Below are 17607 nucleotides of genomic sequence, written 5' to 3' on the forward strand. Positions count from 1 at the left end.
TTAGAAAATAATTAAAAAGCAAGCAATCCGCTTGCGGCAGCGCGAAATGCGCTTACCATAGCCCCAATATTTACCAGGAGATACTCCGATGACCGAAACCCAGCGTGACCTACTCAGTGCGGCATTCTCCCTGACCTTGATAGCGCTGGCGGCCTTCGTCATGCACCGTTTCTTCCTGCCGCTGATCTGGGCCGGCATCCTGTGCGTGGCGACGTGGCCGCTGTACCAGCGCATGCGCGCCCGTTTCGGCCGCCACGATGTGCTGGCCGCCGCCGTGCTGACCTTGATCTGCGCCGCCGCCTTTATCGTGCCGGTGCTGCTGGGTGTCACGCAGGCGGCGCGGCAGGCGCCGGAGCTGGCCAACTATCTGGTCACCGCCAATACCGACGGCATACCGGTGCCGGCTTTCGTGGCGCACTTGCCGCTGGTCGGCGATTGGATCAGCGACTGGTGGCAAGCCACGCTGAGCCAACCGCACGGCCTGGCGCATTTGCTGTCCGACCGCGAAATCAACGGCCTGCATTCGGCGCGCGACATGATCAAGGTGGCCGGCGTCGGCTTCATGCACCGGCTGGTCGACTTCGGCCTGGCCTTCCTGTGCCTGTTCTTCTTCTACAAGGATGGCGAAGCGCTGAACCGTCAGATCACCGCCATCGGCAGCCATTGTTTCAGCGAGCAGCGCTGGGCGCGCTACGCCGAAAAAATCCCGACCGCGATCCGCGCCACCGTCAACGGGCTGGTGCTGGTGGGCTTGGCGGAAGGTGTGTTGATCGGCATCGGCTATGCGATTGCAGGTCTCCCGTCCCCCGCTCTGTGGGCGGCGGTGACGGGTATCCTGGCTATCATTCCATTTGGCGCGCCGCTGGCGTTCGTCAGCGCGGCCGCGATGCTGGCCTTCAACGGCGCGGCACCGGCCGCGATCGCGGTGGCGGTATGGGGCACCATTGTGCTGTTTGTGGCGGATCACTTTGTACGGCCAGGGATGATCGGCAACGCCACGCGGCTGCCGTTCCTGGCCGTACTGTTCGGTATCCTCGGCGGGGTGGAAACCCTGGGCCTGGTTGGACTGTTTATTGGTCCGGTCGTGATGGTTCTGTTTGTGACGCTTTGGTACGAGGCGAATCTGTTTGATGACGGCTCGCCAGTTGCCAAACCCAGGTGAGGAGCGCAAGCGAGGTCGCAGCGTCTGCCGGCCTGTCTTGCGACTGGATCGGGCAACTGGCACCGGCAACCATTAGTGCGCCTTCGACAGGATCAGCAGCCAGCGGCGGCACAGCAGCACCTCCAGATGGCCGGCCTGCACGCCGGTGTCGCACTCGATAATCGGGTTCACAGCGTAGTAACGCTTGCGGAAGTCGCGGCACACCAGCATTTCGCGTTTGCCCATGCGCACCAGGAACGAGGTAGGCATATATTCCATGCCGAAGCGGGAAGCGAAGCTGCTATTTACTGTTGTCATGACATTTCCTTTGGGGAGAAGCGTTTAACGAGGAGTTCAGAATAGCATAACTACTGTATGAATAAACAGGTACTGTGTAAATAAACAGTAAATTCGTTGTTTCGTGGTTTTTCCCCCAACTTCATCGGCAAAGCCGGCTGGAGCACCAAATTTTCAGCAAACTCATCCGTTTCATCGAAGCAAGACTGTCACCCGGCGGCGAATTCGGCCTGCACCTGACGGCGGGGCTGGCGCTGCTGGTGGCGGCCGCCTCGGTGTTCGGCGACCTGGCCGAGGATGTGATGGGGCAGGAATCGATCGTCATGCTGGACCAGCGGATTTCCCACTGGTTCAACCTGCACGGGGCGGAGCCGGCCACCAGCCTGATGCTGGGCGTGTCGGCGCTGCACAGCGTGGCGGGCATGGTGTTGCTGGTGGCGGTGGCGGGCTGGTATCTCTGGCGCGCGCAGGCCCGCTACTGGCTGCTGGCGCTGCTGGTGTCGGTGCCGAGCGGGATGCTGCTGAACGTGCTGTTCAAGTATGTGTTCCAGCGCAGCCGTCCGGTGTTCGACACCCCGCTGGTGAGCCTGATGACCTACAGCTTCCCCAGCGGCCACACGGCGGCGGCGACCCTGTTCTATGGCTTGCTGGCCAGCTACGCCATGATGGGGCGGTCGGGCTGGAGTGTGCGTTTGGGCACGGCGGCCGGCTGCGTAACAATGGTATTGTTGGTGGCGTTAAGCCGCGTCTACCTGGGCGCCCATTTTCTCAGCGACGTGCTGGCGGCGATGGCCGAGAGCGTGGCATGGCTGGCGGTCTGCATCACCGCCATTTCCACGCTGCGACGGCGGCGGGAAGCTAAAACGTTATAAACCGTTTCGAGGAGAATGCGCTGGACAGCATAGTGGTGATCGTTAATGCCAGCGCGGGGCTGGGCTATTGCGGCGGCTGGACCGCCGCGCTGGAGGAAAAATTCCGCAGTCACGGCGTCGCGCCGGACATCACGCTGGCCAGGAGCGGCGACGAGATGATCGCCCGCGCCGAAAAAGCCGTGGCCGACGGCGCGCCGCTGGTGGTCGCTGGCGGCGGCGACGGCACCATCAACGCGGTGGCGTCGGTGCTGGTCGGCAGCCGCACCCGGCTGGGCGTGCTGCCGCTGGGCACGCTGAACCACTTCGCCAAGGACCTGAAGATTCCGCTGGACCTGGATGGAGCGGTGGCCAATGCGGTGCTGGGGAGGGCGTGCCAGATCGATGTCGGCGAAGTCAACGGCCGCATCTTCCTCAACAATTCCAGCCTCGGCATGTATCCCGACATCGTGCGCGACCGCGAGCAGCAGCAGAAGAAGCTGGGACGCGGCAAATGGCTGGCGTTCGGCCATGCGCTGTTTGCGGCGCTGCGGCGTTTTCCGTTCATGAGCGTGCGGCTGAAAATCAACGGCGACGCGCATCTGCGCCGCACGCCGTTCGTCTTCATCGGCAACAACGAATACCTGCAGGGCTTGACCATGGGCGCGCGCGAGCGGCTCGACAGCGGCAAGCTGTGCCTGTATGTCGCGCAGAACCCGACCCGGCTGGGGTTGCTGCGCTATGCGCTGCATGCGCTGTTCGGCAAGCTGGCGGAGGCGCGCGACTTCGATGTGCTGTCGGCGCCGGAACTGGTGATCGAAACCCGGCACCACCGGCTGCGCGTGGCCACCGACGGCGAGGTCACGCATATGCAGCCGCCGCTGTGCTATCGTTCACGGGCGGCGGCCCTGAGCGTGATCGTTCCGGCCGCCTGAGGAGATCAGCATGCGTACCATCGTTCATTTGTCCGACCTGCATTTCGGCCGCGTCGACCAGGATTTGCTGCGGCCGCTGCAAGAGCTGACCGCGCGGCTGGCGCCGGATGTGGTGGTGGTGTCGGGCGACCTGACGCAGCGCGCCAAGACCGAGGAGTTCAAGGCCGCGCGGGCGTTTCTCGACACCTTGCCGGGGCCGCAGATCGTGGTGCCGGGCAATCACGACATCCCGCTGTACAACGTCGCCAGCCGCTTCCTGACGCCGCTGCGCAAATACACGCGCTACGTGACGCTGGACCTGGCGCCGGAATATGTGGACGAGGAGATCGCCGTGCTGGGCATCAATACCGCGCGTTCGCTGACGTTCAAGGATGGGCGCATCAACCACGACCAGGTGGCGCAGATCCGCCAGCGCATGGGGGCGGTGGATCAGCACCTGACGCGCATCGTCGTCACCCACCACCCGTTTGATTTGCCGGAGCACTTCGACCAGGACGACCTGGTCGACCGCGCGCCGATGGCGATGCGGGCGTTTGCCGAGTGCGGCGTGGATTTGTTGCTGGCCGGGCATTTGCACGCCAGCCACGCCGGCAACAGCGCGCAGCGCTACAAGATCAGCGGCTACGCGGCGCTGGTGGTGCAGGCCGGCACCGCCACCTCCACGCGCGGCAGGGGCGAGTCGAATTCCTTCAACGTCATCCGCGTCGAGCACGGCATGGTGCAGGTGGAGCGCTACAGCTGGATCGCCGGCACGGCCAGTTACGAGCCGGTGCACACCGAACGCTTCCGCCGCGAAGGCGACGTCTGGTCCCTCACCGGCGAATCGTAATCCATAACCCGGGGTCAGATCCGACATTTGGACACGAGCTCTGCCGTAACAGCTAGTACGGCAGAGCTCGTGTCCAAATGTCGGATCTGACCCTAATGCCGTTAAGTTAAGGCGCGTCGTTCCCGCGAAAGCGGGAACCCATACTGAGTTTGCCCCGGACTCGCTGCATGGATTCTCGCTTTCGCGGGAAGTCATTTCCCCCAGTGGGGGGAATGACGATGAGCGATATCGCCTTAACTTAACGGCATTAGGATCTGACCCCGTATTTTAGAGCCAGTAGTCCATCAAGCGGGCGGCCCATTCCTTCACGCGGCTGGCCCACGGACGGTGGCGCCAGTCTTCCAGCGTGATGCGGGTCGAGTCGCGCAGGTCTTCCTGGAAGGCCTTTTCCATTTCGATGCCGAAGGCGTCGCCCAGCACCACCACGTTCAGCTCGCTGTTGTGCAGGAAGCTGCGGGTGTCGATGTTGGTCGAGCCCACCGTCGACCAGTTGCCGTCGATGACGGCGGTCTTCGCGTGCAGCACCGCCAGCTTCAGCTGGTAGATCTGCACGCCGCTCTCCAGCAGCTGGTCGTAGAAGCCATGGCCGGCGTAGAACACCAGCCCGCTGTCGGACACGCCCGGCAGCACGATCTTCACGTCCACGCCGCGCTGCGCCGCAGCCTTCAGCGCATCGACCGTCTGCTGGTCCGGCACGAAATAGGCGGACGTGAGGTGGATGCTCTTCTTGGCTTCCTGGAACGCCAGGCTGTAGGCCTTGTAGATCTCGAACTGGCTGCCCGGGTCGCTGCCCAGCACGCGCACCACCTTGTCGCCGGCGATCACCGGCTGCGGGAAGTAGTCGGCGTCCGGCAGGTCGGCCTTGTCCTGCGTGGCCCACTGGCGCACGTACAGCCACTGGAACGCCTGCACCGCCGGACCTTCGACCTTGATGTGGGTGTCGCGCCAGCCGACGTCGGACTTGTCGGTGGGCCTGGACTTGGAGCGGAACAGCGAGCTCTTGGCATACGTGGCGCTGATGTTGATGCCGCCCGTGAAAGCGATCTTGCCGTCGACGATCAGCACCTTGCGGTGGTCGCGGTTGTTGACCTTCCAGCTGTCGCCGTTCAGCTTGGCCGGATTGACCGGGTTGAATTCCATCAGGTGGATGCCGGCCTTGCGCATGCGCTCGAAGAACTCGGCCGGCACGCCAAGCGTGCCCACGCTGTCGTACATGATGTTGACCGTCACGCCTTGCTGCTGCTTGTCGATCAGCGCGTCGGCGAACTTCAGGCCCAGTTCATCCTGGTCGAAGATGTAGGTTTCCAGGTTGATGTTGTTGCGCGCCGCATTGATGGCCTTGAGCATCTCGGCCATCGTTTGCGGGCCGTCGAACAGCAGCGTGCATTTGTTGCCGGCGATCAGGGGCACGCCGGTGGCGGCTTCCTCCAGCGCGGCCTGCGCCTGCTGGTCCAACGTGGCCTTGGGCCAGCGCTTGGCCAGCAGCGCCTTGGCGCGGCCGTCGCTCAGCGTGCCGTTGGCGCCCTTGACGCTGGGCACGGCGCCCGGCTCGAGCTTGTCGCTCATCGCCGTCACGTTCGGCAGCGAGGCGCATGCGCCCAGCAAACCCCAGCACATCAGGCCGAGGGGAAGCCAGTAACGCATGCGTGCAGATTTCATCTTGTAGCCTTTTCAGCGGTTTTCGATTCGTCGGATAATGCCAGCGGCGCCGCTTCTTCTTCCGCCGAGCCGAAGAAGAACGACACCGGCGCCTGCCGGAACTTGCGGCCCAGCGCCTTCAGCAGCTGCCAGCCGTGCTTGAAATGCACCTGGCGCGAGCGCAGGGCCACCCACAGCGCCAGTCCGAAACTGACCAGCAGGTTGACCGTGCCGATGGCCAGGAAACCAGCCACGGACGTCAACACAAGTTCCCAGCTGACATTGTGGTCGAGTCCCACCATGGCTGTCGCAAAGTTGGCCGATGAGAACGTCACGTGGCGGATATCCAGCGGCATGCCCAGCAGGAAGCCCAGCAGCGGCATCACGCCGAGCAGGATGCCGAAGAAGAAATTCCCCATCAGTCCGCCCAGGTTGTTCTCCATGTACACGCCCAGCCGGTCCAGCCGCTCCTGCCCCAGCAGCCAGCGCAGGCCGCGCAGCTGCGCGACGCGCCGGGCCCAGCGCGTGTACAGCGCCTTGTTGTCGTAGTAACCCGAGATCAGGCCGGCCACGAACAGGCAGACGCCGGCGATGGCCGCGTAGATCAGCGTCGGACCGTGGATGGGATCGATATCGTGCAGCAGGTGCATGGCCTTGTCCGGCGACACCAGGTGGTGGCCCGTCAGCCACGGCCAGGCCATGGCGATCAGCCACGCGGTCGGGATGGCGGTGGCCAGGTTACCCAGCACCGCCATGTTTTGCGTGCGTATCACCTTGCTGCACAGCTCGGCCATGCTGTCGAGGTCGATGTTGCGGCCGTCCTTGCTTTGCAGGCCGGCTGCGATGCGCGAGGCGGTCATCGCCGGCTGCTTGGTGGCGACGGTGAAATGCAGCAAATGGATGAACATGAAGCCCAGCGAATAGTTCATGCTGAACAAAAAGGTTTCGACCAGCGGCGCGGCGCGCAGATACGAGGCCAATATCTTGAACAAGGCCATGAAGCCGATCACCAGGCCGGCGCCGGCCGACGACACGAACATGCCGCGCAATTCCTTGCGCGAGTCGGCAACGTAGTGCTCGCCGGTGTGGCTGGCGTTGTCGGTGATGTTGCGCGCCAGCAGGTCGATATTGTCGCCCAGCAGATCGCGCACCATGTATTTGTTGTTGTGCGCGGTGATCAGTTCCTGCGCCAGCGCCACGGCGGCGCTGCGGCGCGGACTCGGCGGGCCTTCCTGCTGATGCGGAACGTGGGTCGCGGCCAGCAGGTTTACAGGCAACTGCGCTTCCAGCTGCGGCGCGGCCGGCAGCTCGCCGCTGACGTCGACCAGGAACAGCAGCTTGCGCAGGCGGTCTATGCTTTGCGTCAGCGCCACCAGCAGGTAGGTCAGCGCGATGCTGGTGCCCTGGCTCAGCGCCTTCTTGCGGATCCTGGCGATCACCTCGTCGCATTGGTCCAGCATCACCAGCAGGTGGCGGGCGTCTTCCAGCGCCACCGTTTCGCCGGCCAGCATGCGCTGGTAGCTGTCGAGGTAGGCGTTGACTTCGAAGTTCTGCACCATGAACGGCGACTCGTAGGTCTCCATCTCGGTGTGGAAGTTGGTCAGCTTCGGCTCCAGGCCGATGGCGCACACGCGGTAGGACAGCGTGCGTATCGCTTCCAGCAGGCCGGGCAGCATCAGGTTGCCGTCCGGCTCGTCCTCGTCATGCGCCATGGCGATCACGTCGACCAGGGCCAGCCAGTCGGCGGCCGGCACGGCGGCGATCCAGATGTGGTCGGTGCGGCGGTAGACCACCTGGTCGAGCGCGTCGCTGAGGTAGTCGTCGCCCAGCGCCGGCGGCAGCATGCGGAAGGCGATACGGCGCTTCAGCTCGGTGAAGAAACCGTCATTCGACAGCACGCCGATTTCGGTGTACAGGCTGGCATGGCGGCGGCTGGCAAGCAGCGTGCGGGCGTAATTTCGCAGCGCCAGCGCGTGCGCAGGGTTGCCCTTCAACAGCTGGCACAGCGTGCGCACATTGGCGGTGGCGCGCGCGCCGTCGCTGGGGCGTGGAGGACGCAGCGTGTCGAACAGCGCGACCATCAGGCCGATATCGCTGCTTTGTGCGTCGATGCGTTCGAGGATATCTATCATGCAACGCAGTATAGCCAGCTGTCGGACATTCGTATGTACGCTGCCGTACATACGAATGTCCAACAGGAAACTCGTCTCTTAACAGAGCAAGATCTTTTTGGCTGCCTGCCGCAGCTCGGCGCGGAAGTCCGGATGGGCGATGGCGATCAGCGCCTCGGCCCGCTGGTGGGCGGATTTGCCGCGCAGCTGGGCCACGCCGTATTCGGTCACCACGTAGTTGACGTCGTTCTTGCCGGTGGTGACATGGGTGCCCGCCGTCAACGTGCAGACGATGCGCGAGATGCTGCCTTCCTTGGCGGTCGACGGCAGCACGATGAAGGCCTTGCCGCCGCGCGAACGGTTGGCGGCGCGGACGAAATCGACCTGGCCGCCGGTGCCGGAATAGGGCAGGTGGGCGATGCTTTCCGATCCACACTGGCCCAGCAGGTCGACCTGCAGGCTGGCGTTGATGGCGACCAGCTGGTTGTTCTGGCCGGCCAGGTAGGGATCGTTGGTGTAATTGACCGGGTGCATTTCCAGCATCGGATTGCGGTGCATGAAGTCGTACAGCTTGCGCGAACCCAGCGCGAAGGTGGCCACCATCTTGTTCGGCAAATAGGTCTTGCGGCTGTTGTTGACGGCGCCCGATTCGACCAGCTTGAGGATGCCGTCGCCTATCATCTCGGTGTGGACGCCGAGGTCGTGCTTGGAGGTCAGCTGCATCACCACCGCGTCGGGAATGCCGCCGTAGCCGATCTGCAGGGTCGAGCCGTCCTCGATCATCTCCGCCACGTAGCCGGCGATGGCTTCCTGCACCGGCCCGATCTTGGGCAGGCCGACTTCGATCACCGGCTCGTTGCTCTCCACCAGCGCCGTCACCTGCGAGATGTGGACGTGGCACTGGCCGTGCGCGTACGGCACGTTGGGATTCACTTCCAGCACCACCACGCGCGCCTTCTGGATCGCCGCCATGGTGTAGTCGGCGCCCAGGCTGAGCGCGAAATTGCCGTGCTCGTCCATCGGCGAGGCCATCGAGAACACCACGTCGGACGGCACCATGCCGCGCTCGATCAGGCTTGGCAGTTCGGAGAAATAGGCGGGGATGAAGTCGGCCCAGCCGGCCTGTCCGGCCGAGCGGGAGGCGCCGCCGAAGAACAGCGCCACGTGGCGCACGTGCTCGACGGTGTCGCAATCGAAGTAGCCGTATTTGCGCATCGCCAGGATCTGCGCGACCTTGACGTCGCGGAAACGGGTGCGCTGCTCGGACAGCGCGTGCAGCAGCGTGGGCGGTTCGCCGGCGCCGGACGGCACGATGATGAAATCGCCGTCCTTCAGCAGTTCGATGGCCTCTCCCGGGGAACACCGTTTGTCGTCATATTGCGTGTGCATAGCGGTCCGCCTTTCGCATGATGAAATGTCACTATAAACCAAGTAGCTGCAAATATGGGTGTAAAAGTGGTCGAACGCACAGAGGTGGACCCGGCTGTGGCCTACCATGGTGCCATTATGAAAACCACCTTGTTCACGCTGGCAGTCATCGCGCCCCTGACCGCGGCGGCGCAGGCGCCGTCTTCAGTCCAGGTCTACGGGCTGCTGGACGCCGGCGTGGTGTCCGAGCGTGGTTGCAATGGCGACTGCACGCGGACCAAGGTCGACAGCGGCATCGCTTCCCCTTCGCGGCTGGGCGTGCGCGGTCGCGAAGACCTGGGCGGCGGCACGGCGGCCGTCTACACGCTCGAGGCTGGCGTACTCAACGATACCGGCGCCTCCGACCAGAACGGCAAGCTGTTCGGCCGCCAGGCCTATGTCGGGCTCGACGGCCCGCTGGGCATGGTCACCTTGGGCCGCCAGTACAACCTGGTCTACGAAGCGCTGACCGACGTGGCCGATCCTTTCCACGGCGGCATGGCCGGCAGCGCCGCCAACCTGGTCGGCTACACCACCAAGCGCTACGACAACACCATCAGGTATGCGACGCCGCGCAGCAAGGCCGGCTGGAGCGGGGCGGCGATCTACAGCTTCGGCGAGTCGCCGTACAACAGCCGGGTCAACCGCGCGTACGGCGCCACCATCGGCTATGCGCATGGCGCCGCCAACATCAGCGTCAGCCACCAGCGCAAGGACAATCTGCTGGACGCCACCGGCACCATGCCGGCGGTCGACCAGTCGGCCCGCAACACGCTGGTGGCGGCCAATTTCAATTTCGGCCGCTTCGTCGGCTACGCCGCGTACGGCCACAGCAAGGGCGACGGCAGTTCGCCGTGGGACATGAACAATCCCTACGGCGCGGTGGTGCAAAGCACGCCGTCCAACGACAGCCGCGACGTGCTTGTCGGCATCGCCGTGCCCAGGGGCGCGCTCACCTGGCTGGCCTCGTACATCCACAAGGACGACCGCGGCCTGGCCAACCGCGACGCCAACCAGATCGCCGTCGGCGCCAGCTACGCGCTGTCGAAGCGCACCGACTTCTACGCCGCCTTCGCCAGGATTCAGAACCGCAACGGCGCCGGCTACACGGTCGGCAACGCCACCAGCGCCGGACAGGGCGACAAGGCGATCAACATCGGCCTGCGACATGCATTCTGAACAAACGTGATAAATTGCCCGTTCCACTGACTCACTAACATCAGGAACGAGCATGTATCTGACCTATTTCAACGGCGCCTGGAGCGAAGGCAACACCCCACTGTATGGCGCGATGGATCACAGCGTATGGCTGGGATCGTCCGTGTTCGATGGCGCCCGCGCGATCCGCGGCCATCTGCCGGATCTGCGCCCGCACCTGCAGCGCGTGATCAATTCCGCCGAGCGCGTCGGCCTGGCCTGTCCGCTGAGCGTGGATGAGATGGAAGCGCTGGTGCGCGAGGGCGTGGCCAAATTCCCGGCCGATGCCGAGCTGTATGTGCGGCCGCTGGTGTTCGGCACCGACGGCTTCCTGATCCCGGTGGCGGAAAAAAGCGCGTTCGCGCTGACGCTGTTCGACGCGCCGATGCCACCGTTCACCGGCTTCTCGGCCTGCCTGTCGGGGCTGCTGCGGCCGGAGCCTTCGATGGCGCCCACCGACGCCAAGGCCTCTGCCTTGTACGCCAACACCGCCAAGGCCATCCGCGAAGCGCAGCAGCGCGGCTACGACAACGCCGTGGTCTGCGACAGCGCCGGCAACGTGGCCGAGTTCGCGTCGGCCAACCTGTTCCTGGTCACGCCGGGCGGTGGCGTGGTGACGCCGGTGGCCAACGGCACCTTCCTGTCCGGCATCACGCGCGCCCGCGTGATCGAGCTGCTGGCGAAGGAGGGCGTGCAGGTCGAAGAGCGCACCGTGCGTCCCGAGGAACTGGACAGCGCCGTCGAGATCTTCAACACCGGCAACTACGGCAAGGTCACGCCGTGCATCCGCTACGAAGGACGCAGCCTGCCGGTGGGACCAATCGCCACGCTGGCGCGCGACCGCTACATGGCGTTCTCGGACAGCCAGTAATCAATCAGCTTTGTTACTTGGCCGGGCAGCTGGCGCTGAGCCAGCGCCCGGTCGATTCCACCGTGACGTTTTGCGGCTGGCCGCTGGCGGCGGTGGTGACGTTCATGTTCATCGTGTAGCTGCTGTCGCCGTTGAAGCGTATCGTGCCCTGGCCGCTGGAGGCCGGATCGGTGCAGCTGAACGAGATGTTCATGCCGCCCGCCACCGGCTCCTGCTTCGACGTGCACTTGCCTTTCTGGCTCAGCGGCAGTTCCTTCTTCGCCGCCATCTCCGGCGTCACGCACGCCGTCAGCACCATGCCGCCATCGCTGCCCGACTGCGGCATCGAGACGCCGTTCTGCTTCATCATCGCCTCGATCTGGGCGCGCTGCTCCGGCGCCATGTTGGCCAGCTGCTTGAGCGCCATGCCCATCGCCTGGTCGGTCTGCGCGTTGCCGGTCTTGACCTTGTTATTCAATTCCCACAGGCCGGGCTTGATGGTCGGCGCCGGGGTTTGGGCCTGGACCTGGGCCGCGGCCAGCAAGGCCAGCGAAATCAATACACGCTTCATGTTATCTCCTGAAAATGAAAAAACGGCGCGCCACCGTCGGGTGGAGCGCCGCTTCAGATGCTGGCGGAGAGGCGCTACACGCCGCGTCCGCTAATCAGGCGCAGCAGCACCATGATGATAGCAACTACCAGCAGGATGTGGATAAAGCCGCCTACGGTGTACGAAGTGACCAGGCCCAGCAGCCACAGGATAAGCAAGACTACAGCGATGGTATACAGCATGATTCTCTCCTCAGGTTGTTATGCGAGTTCATTATCTTCTGCCGACTGCAGTCCTTCTGTACGCTGTCGTACTTAAACAGAACGCAACTGGCCGTTGACGATTTTGACCTGATCGCCCGAGCGCCATTGCGGCTGCGACGACTGGTGCAGCACGCGCTTCTTGCCGTTGTCCATGCGCACGGTGATCTCCCAGCTGTGCGTGGTCTTCATATTGCCTTCGACCTGGTTGCCGGCCACCGCGCCGCCGACCGCGCCGGCCACCGTGGCCAGTTGACGGCCATGGCCGCTGCCGACCTGGTTGCCCAGCAGGCCGCCGAGGATGGCGCCGCCGGCCGCGCCGACGCCGCTGCCCTGGCCGCGATGTTCAATCGAGCGCACCGATTCAACCACGCCGCAGCTGTTGCACACGGCGGGCGCGTGTTGCGCTGCAGGTTCCTCCATCTGGCCCTGGGCCGGGGCTGCGTTGTTGGCGTTGTTGAGATTGCTGGCATAGCCGGCTTGCTGTTGCGGCTGCCGCTGCGGTTGTTGTTCCGGCGGCGGCACCGACGACAGCTGGCCCTGCATCGGCGCGGCGCCGGGCACGGTGGCGCTGGAAGTCGGCAGCCAGCCCATGATGGCGGCGCTGCCCACGCCGCAGAACAGCACCACCGCGACGGCGGCGATGACCATGACAGGGTGCAGCGATTGTTTGGAGGTGTGGGTTGGGGTGTCCATGAGGCGTCCTTTTTTATGATGGATTAATATCTGGATTTTCCCTCAAGACATGTTCTGCTTCCGTGCGTCAGCGTACATACAGAGCAAATCATTGCCATTACGCTGGTCCCATGCATACCTCTCACTCCACTCCGTCCGATGAAGACCATGCACCGTCCAGGCAAGTGCTGAACCGCCTGCTGTCCAGCCTGCCGGAGGACGATCAGCACACGCTGCTGGCTTTGTGCGACACGGTGCGGATCGAAGTGGGCGACGTGTTGTACGAGCCGGGCCAGACCATCCGCCATATTTACTTTCCCGTCGACAGCCTGATTTCGCTGCTGGCCGTGGCCGAAGGCCGCATGACGCTGGAGGTGGGCTCGGTGGGGCAGGAGGGCATGATAGGCGCGTCGGTGGCGCTCGGCCACGAGCAGGCCCAGGTGCGCGCGGTGGTGCAGCGCGCCGGCCGCGCCAGCCGCATTGCCGCCGCCGATTTCTGTACCGAGTTCCGCCGCACCGCGTCGCTGCAGCGGCTGCTGTACCGCTACACCGACACCTTGCTGGCGCAGGCGATCCAGATCGCCGTGTGCAGCCGTTTTCACGTGCTGGAGGCGCGGCTGGCGCGTTCGCTGCTGATCACGCGCGACCGCCTGCAGTCGGAAAAATTCCATCTGACGCATGAGTTCCTGGCGCACGCGCTGGGCGTGCGCCGCGTCGGCGTGACCAAGGCCGCCAGCGCGCTGCAGAACCAGAAGCTGATCACCTACAGCCGCGGTAATATCGAGATCCTCGATTCGGCCGGGCTGGAAGCCGTGTCCTGCCGCTGCTACGAGCTGGTCAAGGACAACGGCGCGATCGGCATGGCCAGCGTGTTCCTGTAAATCCGGGGTCAGATCTGACAATTGGACACGAGCTCTACCGTAGCGGTTGCTACGGTAGAGCTCGTGTCCAATTGTCAGATCTGACCCCGGATTTACGGATTTAACGTGGTGGCTTGCTGACCTGGTTGCCGATCACGCCGCCCACTGCAGCGCCGCCGACGGTGCCCACTGCGCTGCCGCCGGTCAGTACCGAGCCGGCAACTGCGCCAACGCCGGCGCCGACCGCCGTGCTCTTGTCCTGATTCGACATGCCTGCGCAAGCGCTCAGGCCCAGGGTGGCCGCCAGGATGGCGGCGGTCGATGCGATGTGCTTGATGTTCTTCATGATGTTCTCCTCACTAGCTGATTAAGGCGCGGCAGGTAGCGCCTGCACCAATGAGGCCAGATTACGGAAGAAGCCGGAGTCGATCCGTACGACAACGCACACAGAGCGGAAGTTAATTTTTCGCCTTGCCTGACGGTTTTTGCCGCAGCGTCTGGCCCGGCGGCGGCGCCACCGGCTTGCCCCCTTGCCGGGCCAGCAGCGCTTCGCAGCCGGTGGTCTCGCCCGGTCCGGCATTGACCAGCGGCAGGATGGCCGCCACCGGCGCCATCACCGCCAGCGCCAGCGCGCCGCCGGCGCGCAAGGCCAGCACGCCCTTGTCGACGCTGACGTCGGGATCCTTGAAGGTGCCGCGCACATAGATCGGCGCGCGCAGCGAGATCACGCGCAGACCCTTGGCGTCCGGGCGCAGCGTCAAGTCCATCTTCTCGTTGTCGAGGTTGACGGTGCCGGCGACGCTGATGGTGGCGTCCGAGGTGTCGACCACGAACAGGCGCGACCGCATCAGGCCGTTGGTCACGCTGAAATCGGTGACCATGCAATTGAGCTTGACCTGCTTGTCGCCGATGACCTTGGTCAGCACCACGTTGCCGATGTTCAGGCCCATTTCCTCCAGCAGCAGCTTGCTGACGCTGCCTTCGTTGATCACGCCCTTGAGCTCGCCGTTGGACGAGCCCAGCAGCCCGGCCACGGAATTGCCGGTGGCCGACAGCGACAGGTCGGCATTGACTTCGCCCACCGTGGCCTGCATCTCTTCGATGCGGGGGAACAGCTGCTTGAGCTTGAGCTTGCGCGCGCTGGCCTTGAGCTCGGCGCGGATGGCGTCCGGATTGAGCCTGCCGCTGCCGTCGAGCTTGATGTTGGAGGTGAAGCGGCCGCCGGCGACATCGAAGTTCATCGGCGTCAGCGACAGCACGCCGTCCTTCATGTGGATCATCGTGTCCAGGTTGGCGATCGGCAGGTCCTTGTCGCGCGTGATGCGCTGGGCCTTGAAGCCGACGTCGGCGTCGAGCGCGGTCCAGCGTTCGGTGCGGAACTTCTCCACCGGCAGCACCCGGTTGCCGGGCTGCACCGCTTCGACGCCGCGCGCCTGCTTGCTGGCGTTGGAATCGGCGCCGATCAGCGGGCCGAGGTCGGAAAACTGCAGCAGCTTCGATTGCACGGCGCCCGTCAACAGCGGACGCGGCTGGCCGGTCTTGAAGTCCAGCCTGCCCTCGATGTCGGAGTTGCCGACGCGGCCGGTGAAGCGGTCGTACAGCCAGTGGCTGGCGTGGGCGCCGAGGTTGCCGGTCAGGTGGCCCTCGGTGGCGAACGGCGGGGTTTCCGGCAGCAGCACGCCGGTCAGGCCGTACAGGCGCGCCATGCTGGGGCCGGAGATCTTGAGCCGCATGTCGATCGCGGCCAGCGCGGACGGCTTGGTCAGCGTGCCTTCGACGGCGATGCTGGTGCCGCCGACGTTGAGGTTGGCCGCCAGCGGGTAGGGCACGGACTGCTGCCGCAGCGACAGCACCGCGCCGGCCTTGCCGCCGCCGCTGATGTTCTGGCCGTTCCATTTGCCGCGCACCTTCCATGACACGCCGTAGGTCGGATCGGCGTTGATGGTGTCGACCTCGGCGACCGCGTCGACGTGGGTCTTGGCGTCGATGTAGTGCACCGTGCCCTTGGTGAACACCACGCGCTGCAAATCCAGTTGCCACGGCGACGGCTTGTCGGCCGGCTTGAAGGTCCAGTTGTTCTTGCCATCGGCGTCGCGCTGCAGCAGCACCACCGGCTGGTCGAAGCGCAGCACCGGGATCGAGATCCGGTGCTGCAGCAACGGCAGCAGTTCGATGAAGAAGGCGAAGCGGCCGACGCCGGCCATTTCCGCCGGCGCCTGCATGCCGGCCGGATTGCCGATGTGCACGTCCTGCGCCATCAGGTGCGGCAGCGGCAGGTAGTCGCTCCAGCTGCGGTCGGCATCGCCGCGACCCTGGCTTTGCCATGTCAGCGCCAGGTCGCCGCGGATGGCGAACGGACGGTCGATGGCTTCGCCGATCTTGTCGTTGAGCCAGGGGCGCGCCCGGTTCCAGTCGTAGTTCATCAACACGATGACGGCGACGACGGGAACGGCGACCAGCACGCCGGCGGCGGCAAGGGCGATACGGGTACGGCGGAGGCGTGGCGGTGTCATGTGAATGTCTGGTGGGCGCTGAATCCTCGATTGTACGCTGCGGTACCAAGTACGGGGAGCAGCGCACGTTCAATGTGCGGCACCGTACTGAAGGCCGCTAGGCATGAGCTTATAACATCATCCTACCGAATGAATTTTTGAGGAGAACAATAATGAGTACTATCATCCATCACCGCCTTGCCATCTTGTGCACCATTGCCGCGGTACTGGGCCTGAGCGCCTGCGCCAGCGAGAAAACCCCCGCCACCGCCGACGTCGCGGTATCGCGCGCCGCCGTGGCCAATGCCACCAGCGCCGGCGCCGCCGACCTGGCCCCGGCCGAAATGCAATCGGCCCGCGAAAAACTGATGCGCGCCAACCAGGCGCTGGCCGCCAAGGATTACAAGACGGCGCAGGACCTGGCCACGCAGGCCTCGGCCGACGCGCAGCTGGCGCAGAGCAAGGCCAATTCCGCCAAGGCCACCAGCGCCGCCGACGAGCTGCAGCAAAGCATCCGCACCCTGCGCGAGGAACTGAACCGCGCCGGCACCACCACCCAACAATAAGGAGCACGTCATGAATACACTGCGCATGAAACAACTGTACGCCGTCCCCACCGTGTTCGCGATGGCGATCATGTTCTCCGCCTGCAGCACCACGCCGACCACCACCAGCCTGCTCGACCAAACCCGCGGCGACTTCATGGCCGCGCAAAGCAATCCGTCGGTGGCCGCCAACGCGCCGCTGGAGTTCAAGGCCGCGACCGACGCGCTGGATCGCGCCAACGCCGCCGCCGCGAAGAAGGAGAGCCTGGACGAGATCGACAAGCTGGCCTATATCGCCAAACAGAAGATCGCCACCGCGCGCGAAGTCGCGAAACAGAAACAGGCCGAGGCTGAGGTGGCCAACTCGGGCCGCCAGCGCGACGAAATCCGCCTGGAAGCGCGCACCGCCGAAGCCAACACGGCCAAGATGCAGGCCAATGAAGCCACCTCGGCCGCCAACCAGGCCAAGGCTGACGCCGACGCCGCCCGCATGCAGGCCGACGCCGCGTCCAACAGCGCGCGCGACGAGCAAGCCAAGAACGCCGCGCTGCAGCAGCAGCTGGCCGATCTGCAGGCCAAGCAAACCGACCGCGGCCTGGTCATCACGCTGAGCGACGTGCTGTTCAACGTCGACCGCGCCGAGCTGAGCGCCGAAGGCATGCGCACCGCGCAGAAAATGGCCGACGTGCTGCTGCAGGAACCTCAGAGCGCCGTGCTGATCGAAGGGTTTACCGACAGCACCGGCACCTCGTCGCACAACCTGGAGCTGTCGCAGCGCCGCGCCGAATCGGTGCGTAACGCGCTGATCGGCCTGGGCGTCAAGGCCGACAAGATCGCCACCCGCGGCTACGGCGAAGCCTATCCGGTCGCCAGCAATGCCGACGCCGGCAGCCGCCAGCTGAACCGCCGGGTCGAGATCGTGCTGTCGCAAAACGGCGCGCCGATCGCCAACCGCCACTAATTTCTCACCAA

General features: G+C 64.8%; 18 protein-coding genes. 9 read left to right on the forward strand and 9 right to left on the reverse strand.

Translation table 11 applies throughout. The annotated features are described in order from the left end of the window. Nucleotides 1-88: 88 nt before the first annotated feature. Nucleotides 89-1162: an AI-2E family transporter gene (locus ABWW33_RS28015; protein ID WP_353404725.1), complete on the forward strand. Its 1074-nt coding sequence runs from the start codon at nt 89-91 to the stop codon at nt 1160-1162. Nucleotides 1163-1234: 72 nt separating this feature from the next. On the opposite strand, the gene ABWW33_RS28020 is transcribed toward ABWW33_RS28015, so the two are convergent. After that, nucleotides 1235-1459 carry a hypothetical protein gene (locus ABWW33_RS28020; protein WP_176653617.1) on the reverse strand — a complete coding sequence of 75 codons (225 nt, stop codon included), beginning with the start codon at nt 1457-1459 and terminating at the stop codon, nt 1235-1237. A gap of 239 nt (nt 1460-1698) precedes the next feature. On the opposite strand from ABWW33_RS28020, the gene ABWW33_RS28025 reads away from it, so the two are divergent. The 3 genes from ABWW33_RS28025 to ABWW33_RS28035 are packed head-to-tail and all read left to right on the forward strand — an operon-like array spanning nt 1699 to nt 4050. Beyond that, the gene (locus tag ABWW33_RS28025) at nt 1699-2310 is read left to right on the forward strand and encodes a phosphatase PAP2 family protein (RefSeq protein ID WP_353404726.1); all 612 of its coding nucleotides are present in this window, start codon (nt 1699-1701) and stop codon (nt 2308-2310) included. A gap of 32 nt (nt 2311-2342) precedes the next feature. Further along, a complete protein-coding gene (locus tag ABWW33_RS28030; protein ID WP_353404727.1) occupies nt 2343-3221 on the forward strand; it encodes a diacylglycerol/lipid kinase family protein in 879 nt (292 codons plus the stop codon). 10 nt (nt 3222-3231) lie between these two features. After that, complete coding sequence (locus ABWW33_RS28035) at nt 3232-4050, forward strand: metallophosphoesterase family protein (RefSeq protein ID WP_353404728.1); 819 nt, start codon at nt 3232-3234, stop codon at nt 4048-4050. Nucleotides 4051-4317: 267 nt separating this feature from the next. Here ABWW33_RS28035 and cls read toward each other — a convergent pair whose 3' ends face one another. The 3 genes from cls to ABWW33_RS28050 form a co-directional block, all read right to left on the reverse strand. Next, a complete protein-coding gene (gene cls / locus ABWW33_RS28040; RefSeq protein ID WP_353404729.1) occupies nt 4318-5709 on the reverse strand; it encodes a cardiolipin synthase in 1392 nt (463 codons plus the stop codon). Further along, nucleotides 5706-7820 carry a site-specific recombinase gene (locus tag ABWW33_RS28045; RefSeq protein WP_353404731.1) on the reverse strand — a complete coding sequence of 705 codons (2115 nt, stop codon included), beginning with the start codon at nt 7818-7820 and terminating at the stop codon, nt 5706-5708. Before ABWW33_RS28045 ends, cls begins: the two co-directional genes overlap by 4 nt. A gap of 78 nt (nt 7821-7898) precedes the next feature. After that, nucleotides 7899-9215, reverse strand: a complete 1317-nt coding sequence (locus ABWW33_RS28050; protein ID WP_510182395.1) for an acetyl-CoA hydrolase/transferase family protein — start codon at nt 9213-9215, stop codon at nt 7899-7901. Nucleotides 9216-9305: 90 nt separating this feature from the next. Here ABWW33_RS28050 and ABWW33_RS28055 point away from each other — a divergent pair, with 90 nt between their 5' ends. Next, nucleotides 9306-10385: a porin gene (locus ABWW33_RS28055; protein ID WP_176653622.1), complete on the forward strand. Its 1080-nt coding sequence runs from the start codon at nt 9306-9308 to the stop codon at nt 10383-10385. A 52-nt stretch (nt 10386-10437) separates the two neighbouring features. Continuing rightward, nucleotides 10438-11274 carry a branched-chain amino acid aminotransferase gene (locus tag ABWW33_RS28060; RefSeq protein WP_176653623.1) on the forward strand — a complete coding sequence of 279 codons (837 nt, stop codon included), beginning with the start codon at nt 10438-10440 and terminating at the stop codon, nt 11272-11274. 13 nt (nt 11275-11287) lie between these two features. On the opposite strand, the gene ABWW33_RS28065 is transcribed toward ABWW33_RS28060, so the two are convergent. The 3 genes from ABWW33_RS28065 to ABWW33_RS28075 form a co-directional block, all read right to left on the reverse strand. Beyond that, a complete protein-coding gene (locus ABWW33_RS28065) occupies nt 11288-11824 on the reverse strand; it encodes a DUF3617 domain-containing protein (protein ID WP_353404733.1) in 537 nt (178 codons plus the stop codon). 74 nt (nt 11825-11898) lie between these two features. Then, the gene (locus ABWW33_RS28070; RefSeq protein ID WP_020705825.1) at nt 11899-12045 is read right to left on the reverse strand and encodes a lmo0937 family membrane protein; all 147 of its coding nucleotides are present in this window, start codon (nt 12043-12045) and stop codon (nt 11899-11901) included. Nucleotides 12046-12117: 72 nt separating this feature from the next. After that, nucleotides 12118-12759, reverse strand: a complete 642-nt coding sequence (locus tag ABWW33_RS28075; RefSeq protein WP_176653625.1) for a glycine zipper 2TM domain-containing protein — start codon at nt 12757-12759, stop codon at nt 12118-12120. Between the two features lie 110 nt (nt 12760-12869). Between ABWW33_RS28075 and ABWW33_RS28080 the strand changes: the two genes are divergently transcribed. Next, complete coding sequence (locus ABWW33_RS28080; RefSeq protein ID WP_176653626.1) at nt 12870-13619, forward strand: Crp/Fnr family transcriptional regulator; 750 nt, start codon at nt 12870-12872, stop codon at nt 13617-13619. Nucleotides 13620-13719: 100 nt separating this feature from the next. On the opposite strand, the gene ABWW33_RS28085 is transcribed toward ABWW33_RS28080, so the two are convergent. Beyond that, nucleotides 13720-13944: a YMGG-like glycine zipper-containing protein gene (locus ABWW33_RS28085; protein WP_176653627.1), complete on the reverse strand. Its 225-nt coding sequence runs from the start codon at nt 13942-13944 to the stop codon at nt 13720-13722. Nucleotides 13945-14056: 112 nt separating this feature from the next. Next, complete coding sequence (locus ABWW33_RS28090) at nt 14057-16111, reverse strand: AsmA family protein (protein ID WP_353404735.1); 2055 nt, start codon at nt 16109-16111, stop codon at nt 14057-14059. A gap of 152 nt (nt 16112-16263) precedes the next feature. Here ABWW33_RS28090 and ABWW33_RS28095 point away from each other — a divergent pair, with 152 nt between their 5' ends. Both ABWW33_RS28095 and ABWW33_RS28100 read left to right on the forward strand, forming a co-directional pair. Further along, nucleotides 16264-16656, forward strand: coding sequence for a DUF4398 domain-containing protein (locus ABWW33_RS28095; RefSeq protein ID WP_176653629.1), 393 nt, complete (start codon nt 16264-16266; stop codon nt 16654-16656). Between the two features lie 10 nt (nt 16657-16666). Next, the gene (locus ABWW33_RS28100) at nt 16667-17596 is read left to right on the forward strand and encodes an OmpA family protein (protein ID WP_353404737.1); all 930 of its coding nucleotides are present in this window, start codon (nt 16667-16669) and stop codon (nt 17594-17596) included. Nucleotides 17597-17607 lie beyond the last annotated feature (11 nt).

This window comes from Duganella hordei (assembly GCF_040369125.1).
Classification (GTDB): Bacteria; Pseudomonadota; Gammaproteobacteria; order Burkholderiales; family Burkholderiaceae_D; genus Rugamonas; species Rugamonas hordei.

What these genes read in the sequence shown, in the direction of transcription:
- ABWW33_RS28015 (WP_353404725.1), top strand. Translation starts at nt 89, where the DNA reads ATGACCGAAACCCAGCGTGACCTACTCAGTGCGGCATTCTCCCTGACC.
- ABWW33_RS28020 (WP_176653617.1), bottom strand. Translation starts at nt 1,459, where the DNA reads ATGACAACAGTAAATAGCAGCTTCGCTTCCCGCTTCGGCATGGAATAT.
- ABWW33_RS28035 (WP_353404728.1), top strand. Translation starts at nt 3,232, where the DNA reads ATGCGTACCATCGTTCATTTGTCCGACCTGCATTTCGGCCGCGTCGAC.
- cls (WP_353404729.1), bottom strand. Translation starts at nt 5,709, where the DNA reads ATGAAATCTGCACGCATGCGTTACTGGCTTCCCCTCGGCCTGATGTGC.
- ABWW33_RS28045 (WP_353404731.1), bottom strand. Translation starts at nt 7,820, where the DNA reads ATGATAGATATCCTCGAACGCATCGACGCACAAAGCAGCGATATCGGC.
- ABWW33_RS28055 (WP_176653622.1), top strand. Translation starts at nt 9,306, where the DNA reads ATGAAAACCACCTTGTTCACGCTGGCAGTCATCGCGCCCCTGACCGCG.
- ABWW33_RS28060 (WP_176653623.1), top strand. Translation starts at nt 10,438, where the DNA reads ATGTATCTGACCTATTTCAACGGCGCCTGGAGCGAAGGCAACACCCCA.
- ABWW33_RS28065 (WP_353404733.1), bottom strand. Translation starts at nt 11,824, where the DNA reads ATGAAGCGTGTATTGATTTCGCTGGCCTTGCTGGCCGCGGCCCAGGTC.
- ABWW33_RS28070 (WP_020705825.1), bottom strand. Translation starts at nt 12,045, where the DNA reads ATGCTGTATACCATCGCTGTAGTCTTGCTTATCCTGTGGCTGCTGGGC.
- ABWW33_RS28075 (WP_176653625.1), bottom strand. Translation starts at nt 12,759, where the DNA reads ATGGACACCCCAACCCACACCTCCAAACAATCGCTGCACCCTGTCATG.
- ABWW33_RS28080 (WP_176653626.1), top strand. Translation starts at nt 12,870, where the DNA reads ATGCATACCTCTCACTCCACTCCGTCCGATGAAGACCATGCACCGTCC.
- ABWW33_RS28085 (WP_176653627.1), bottom strand. Translation starts at nt 13,944, where the DNA reads ATGAAGAACATCAAGCACATCGCATCGACCGCCGCCATCCTGGCGGCC.
- ABWW33_RS28090 (WP_353404735.1), bottom strand. Translation starts at nt 16,111, where the DNA reads ATGACACCGCCACGCCTCCGCCGTACCCGTATCGCCCTTGCCGCCGCC.
- ABWW33_RS28095 (WP_176653629.1), top strand. Translation starts at nt 16,264, where the DNA reads ATGAGTACTATCATCCATCACCGCCTTGCCATCTTGTGCACCATTGCC.
- ABWW33_RS28100 (WP_353404737.1), top strand. Translation starts at nt 16,667, where the DNA reads ATGAATACACTGCGCATGAAACAACTGTACGCCGTCCCCACCGTGTTC.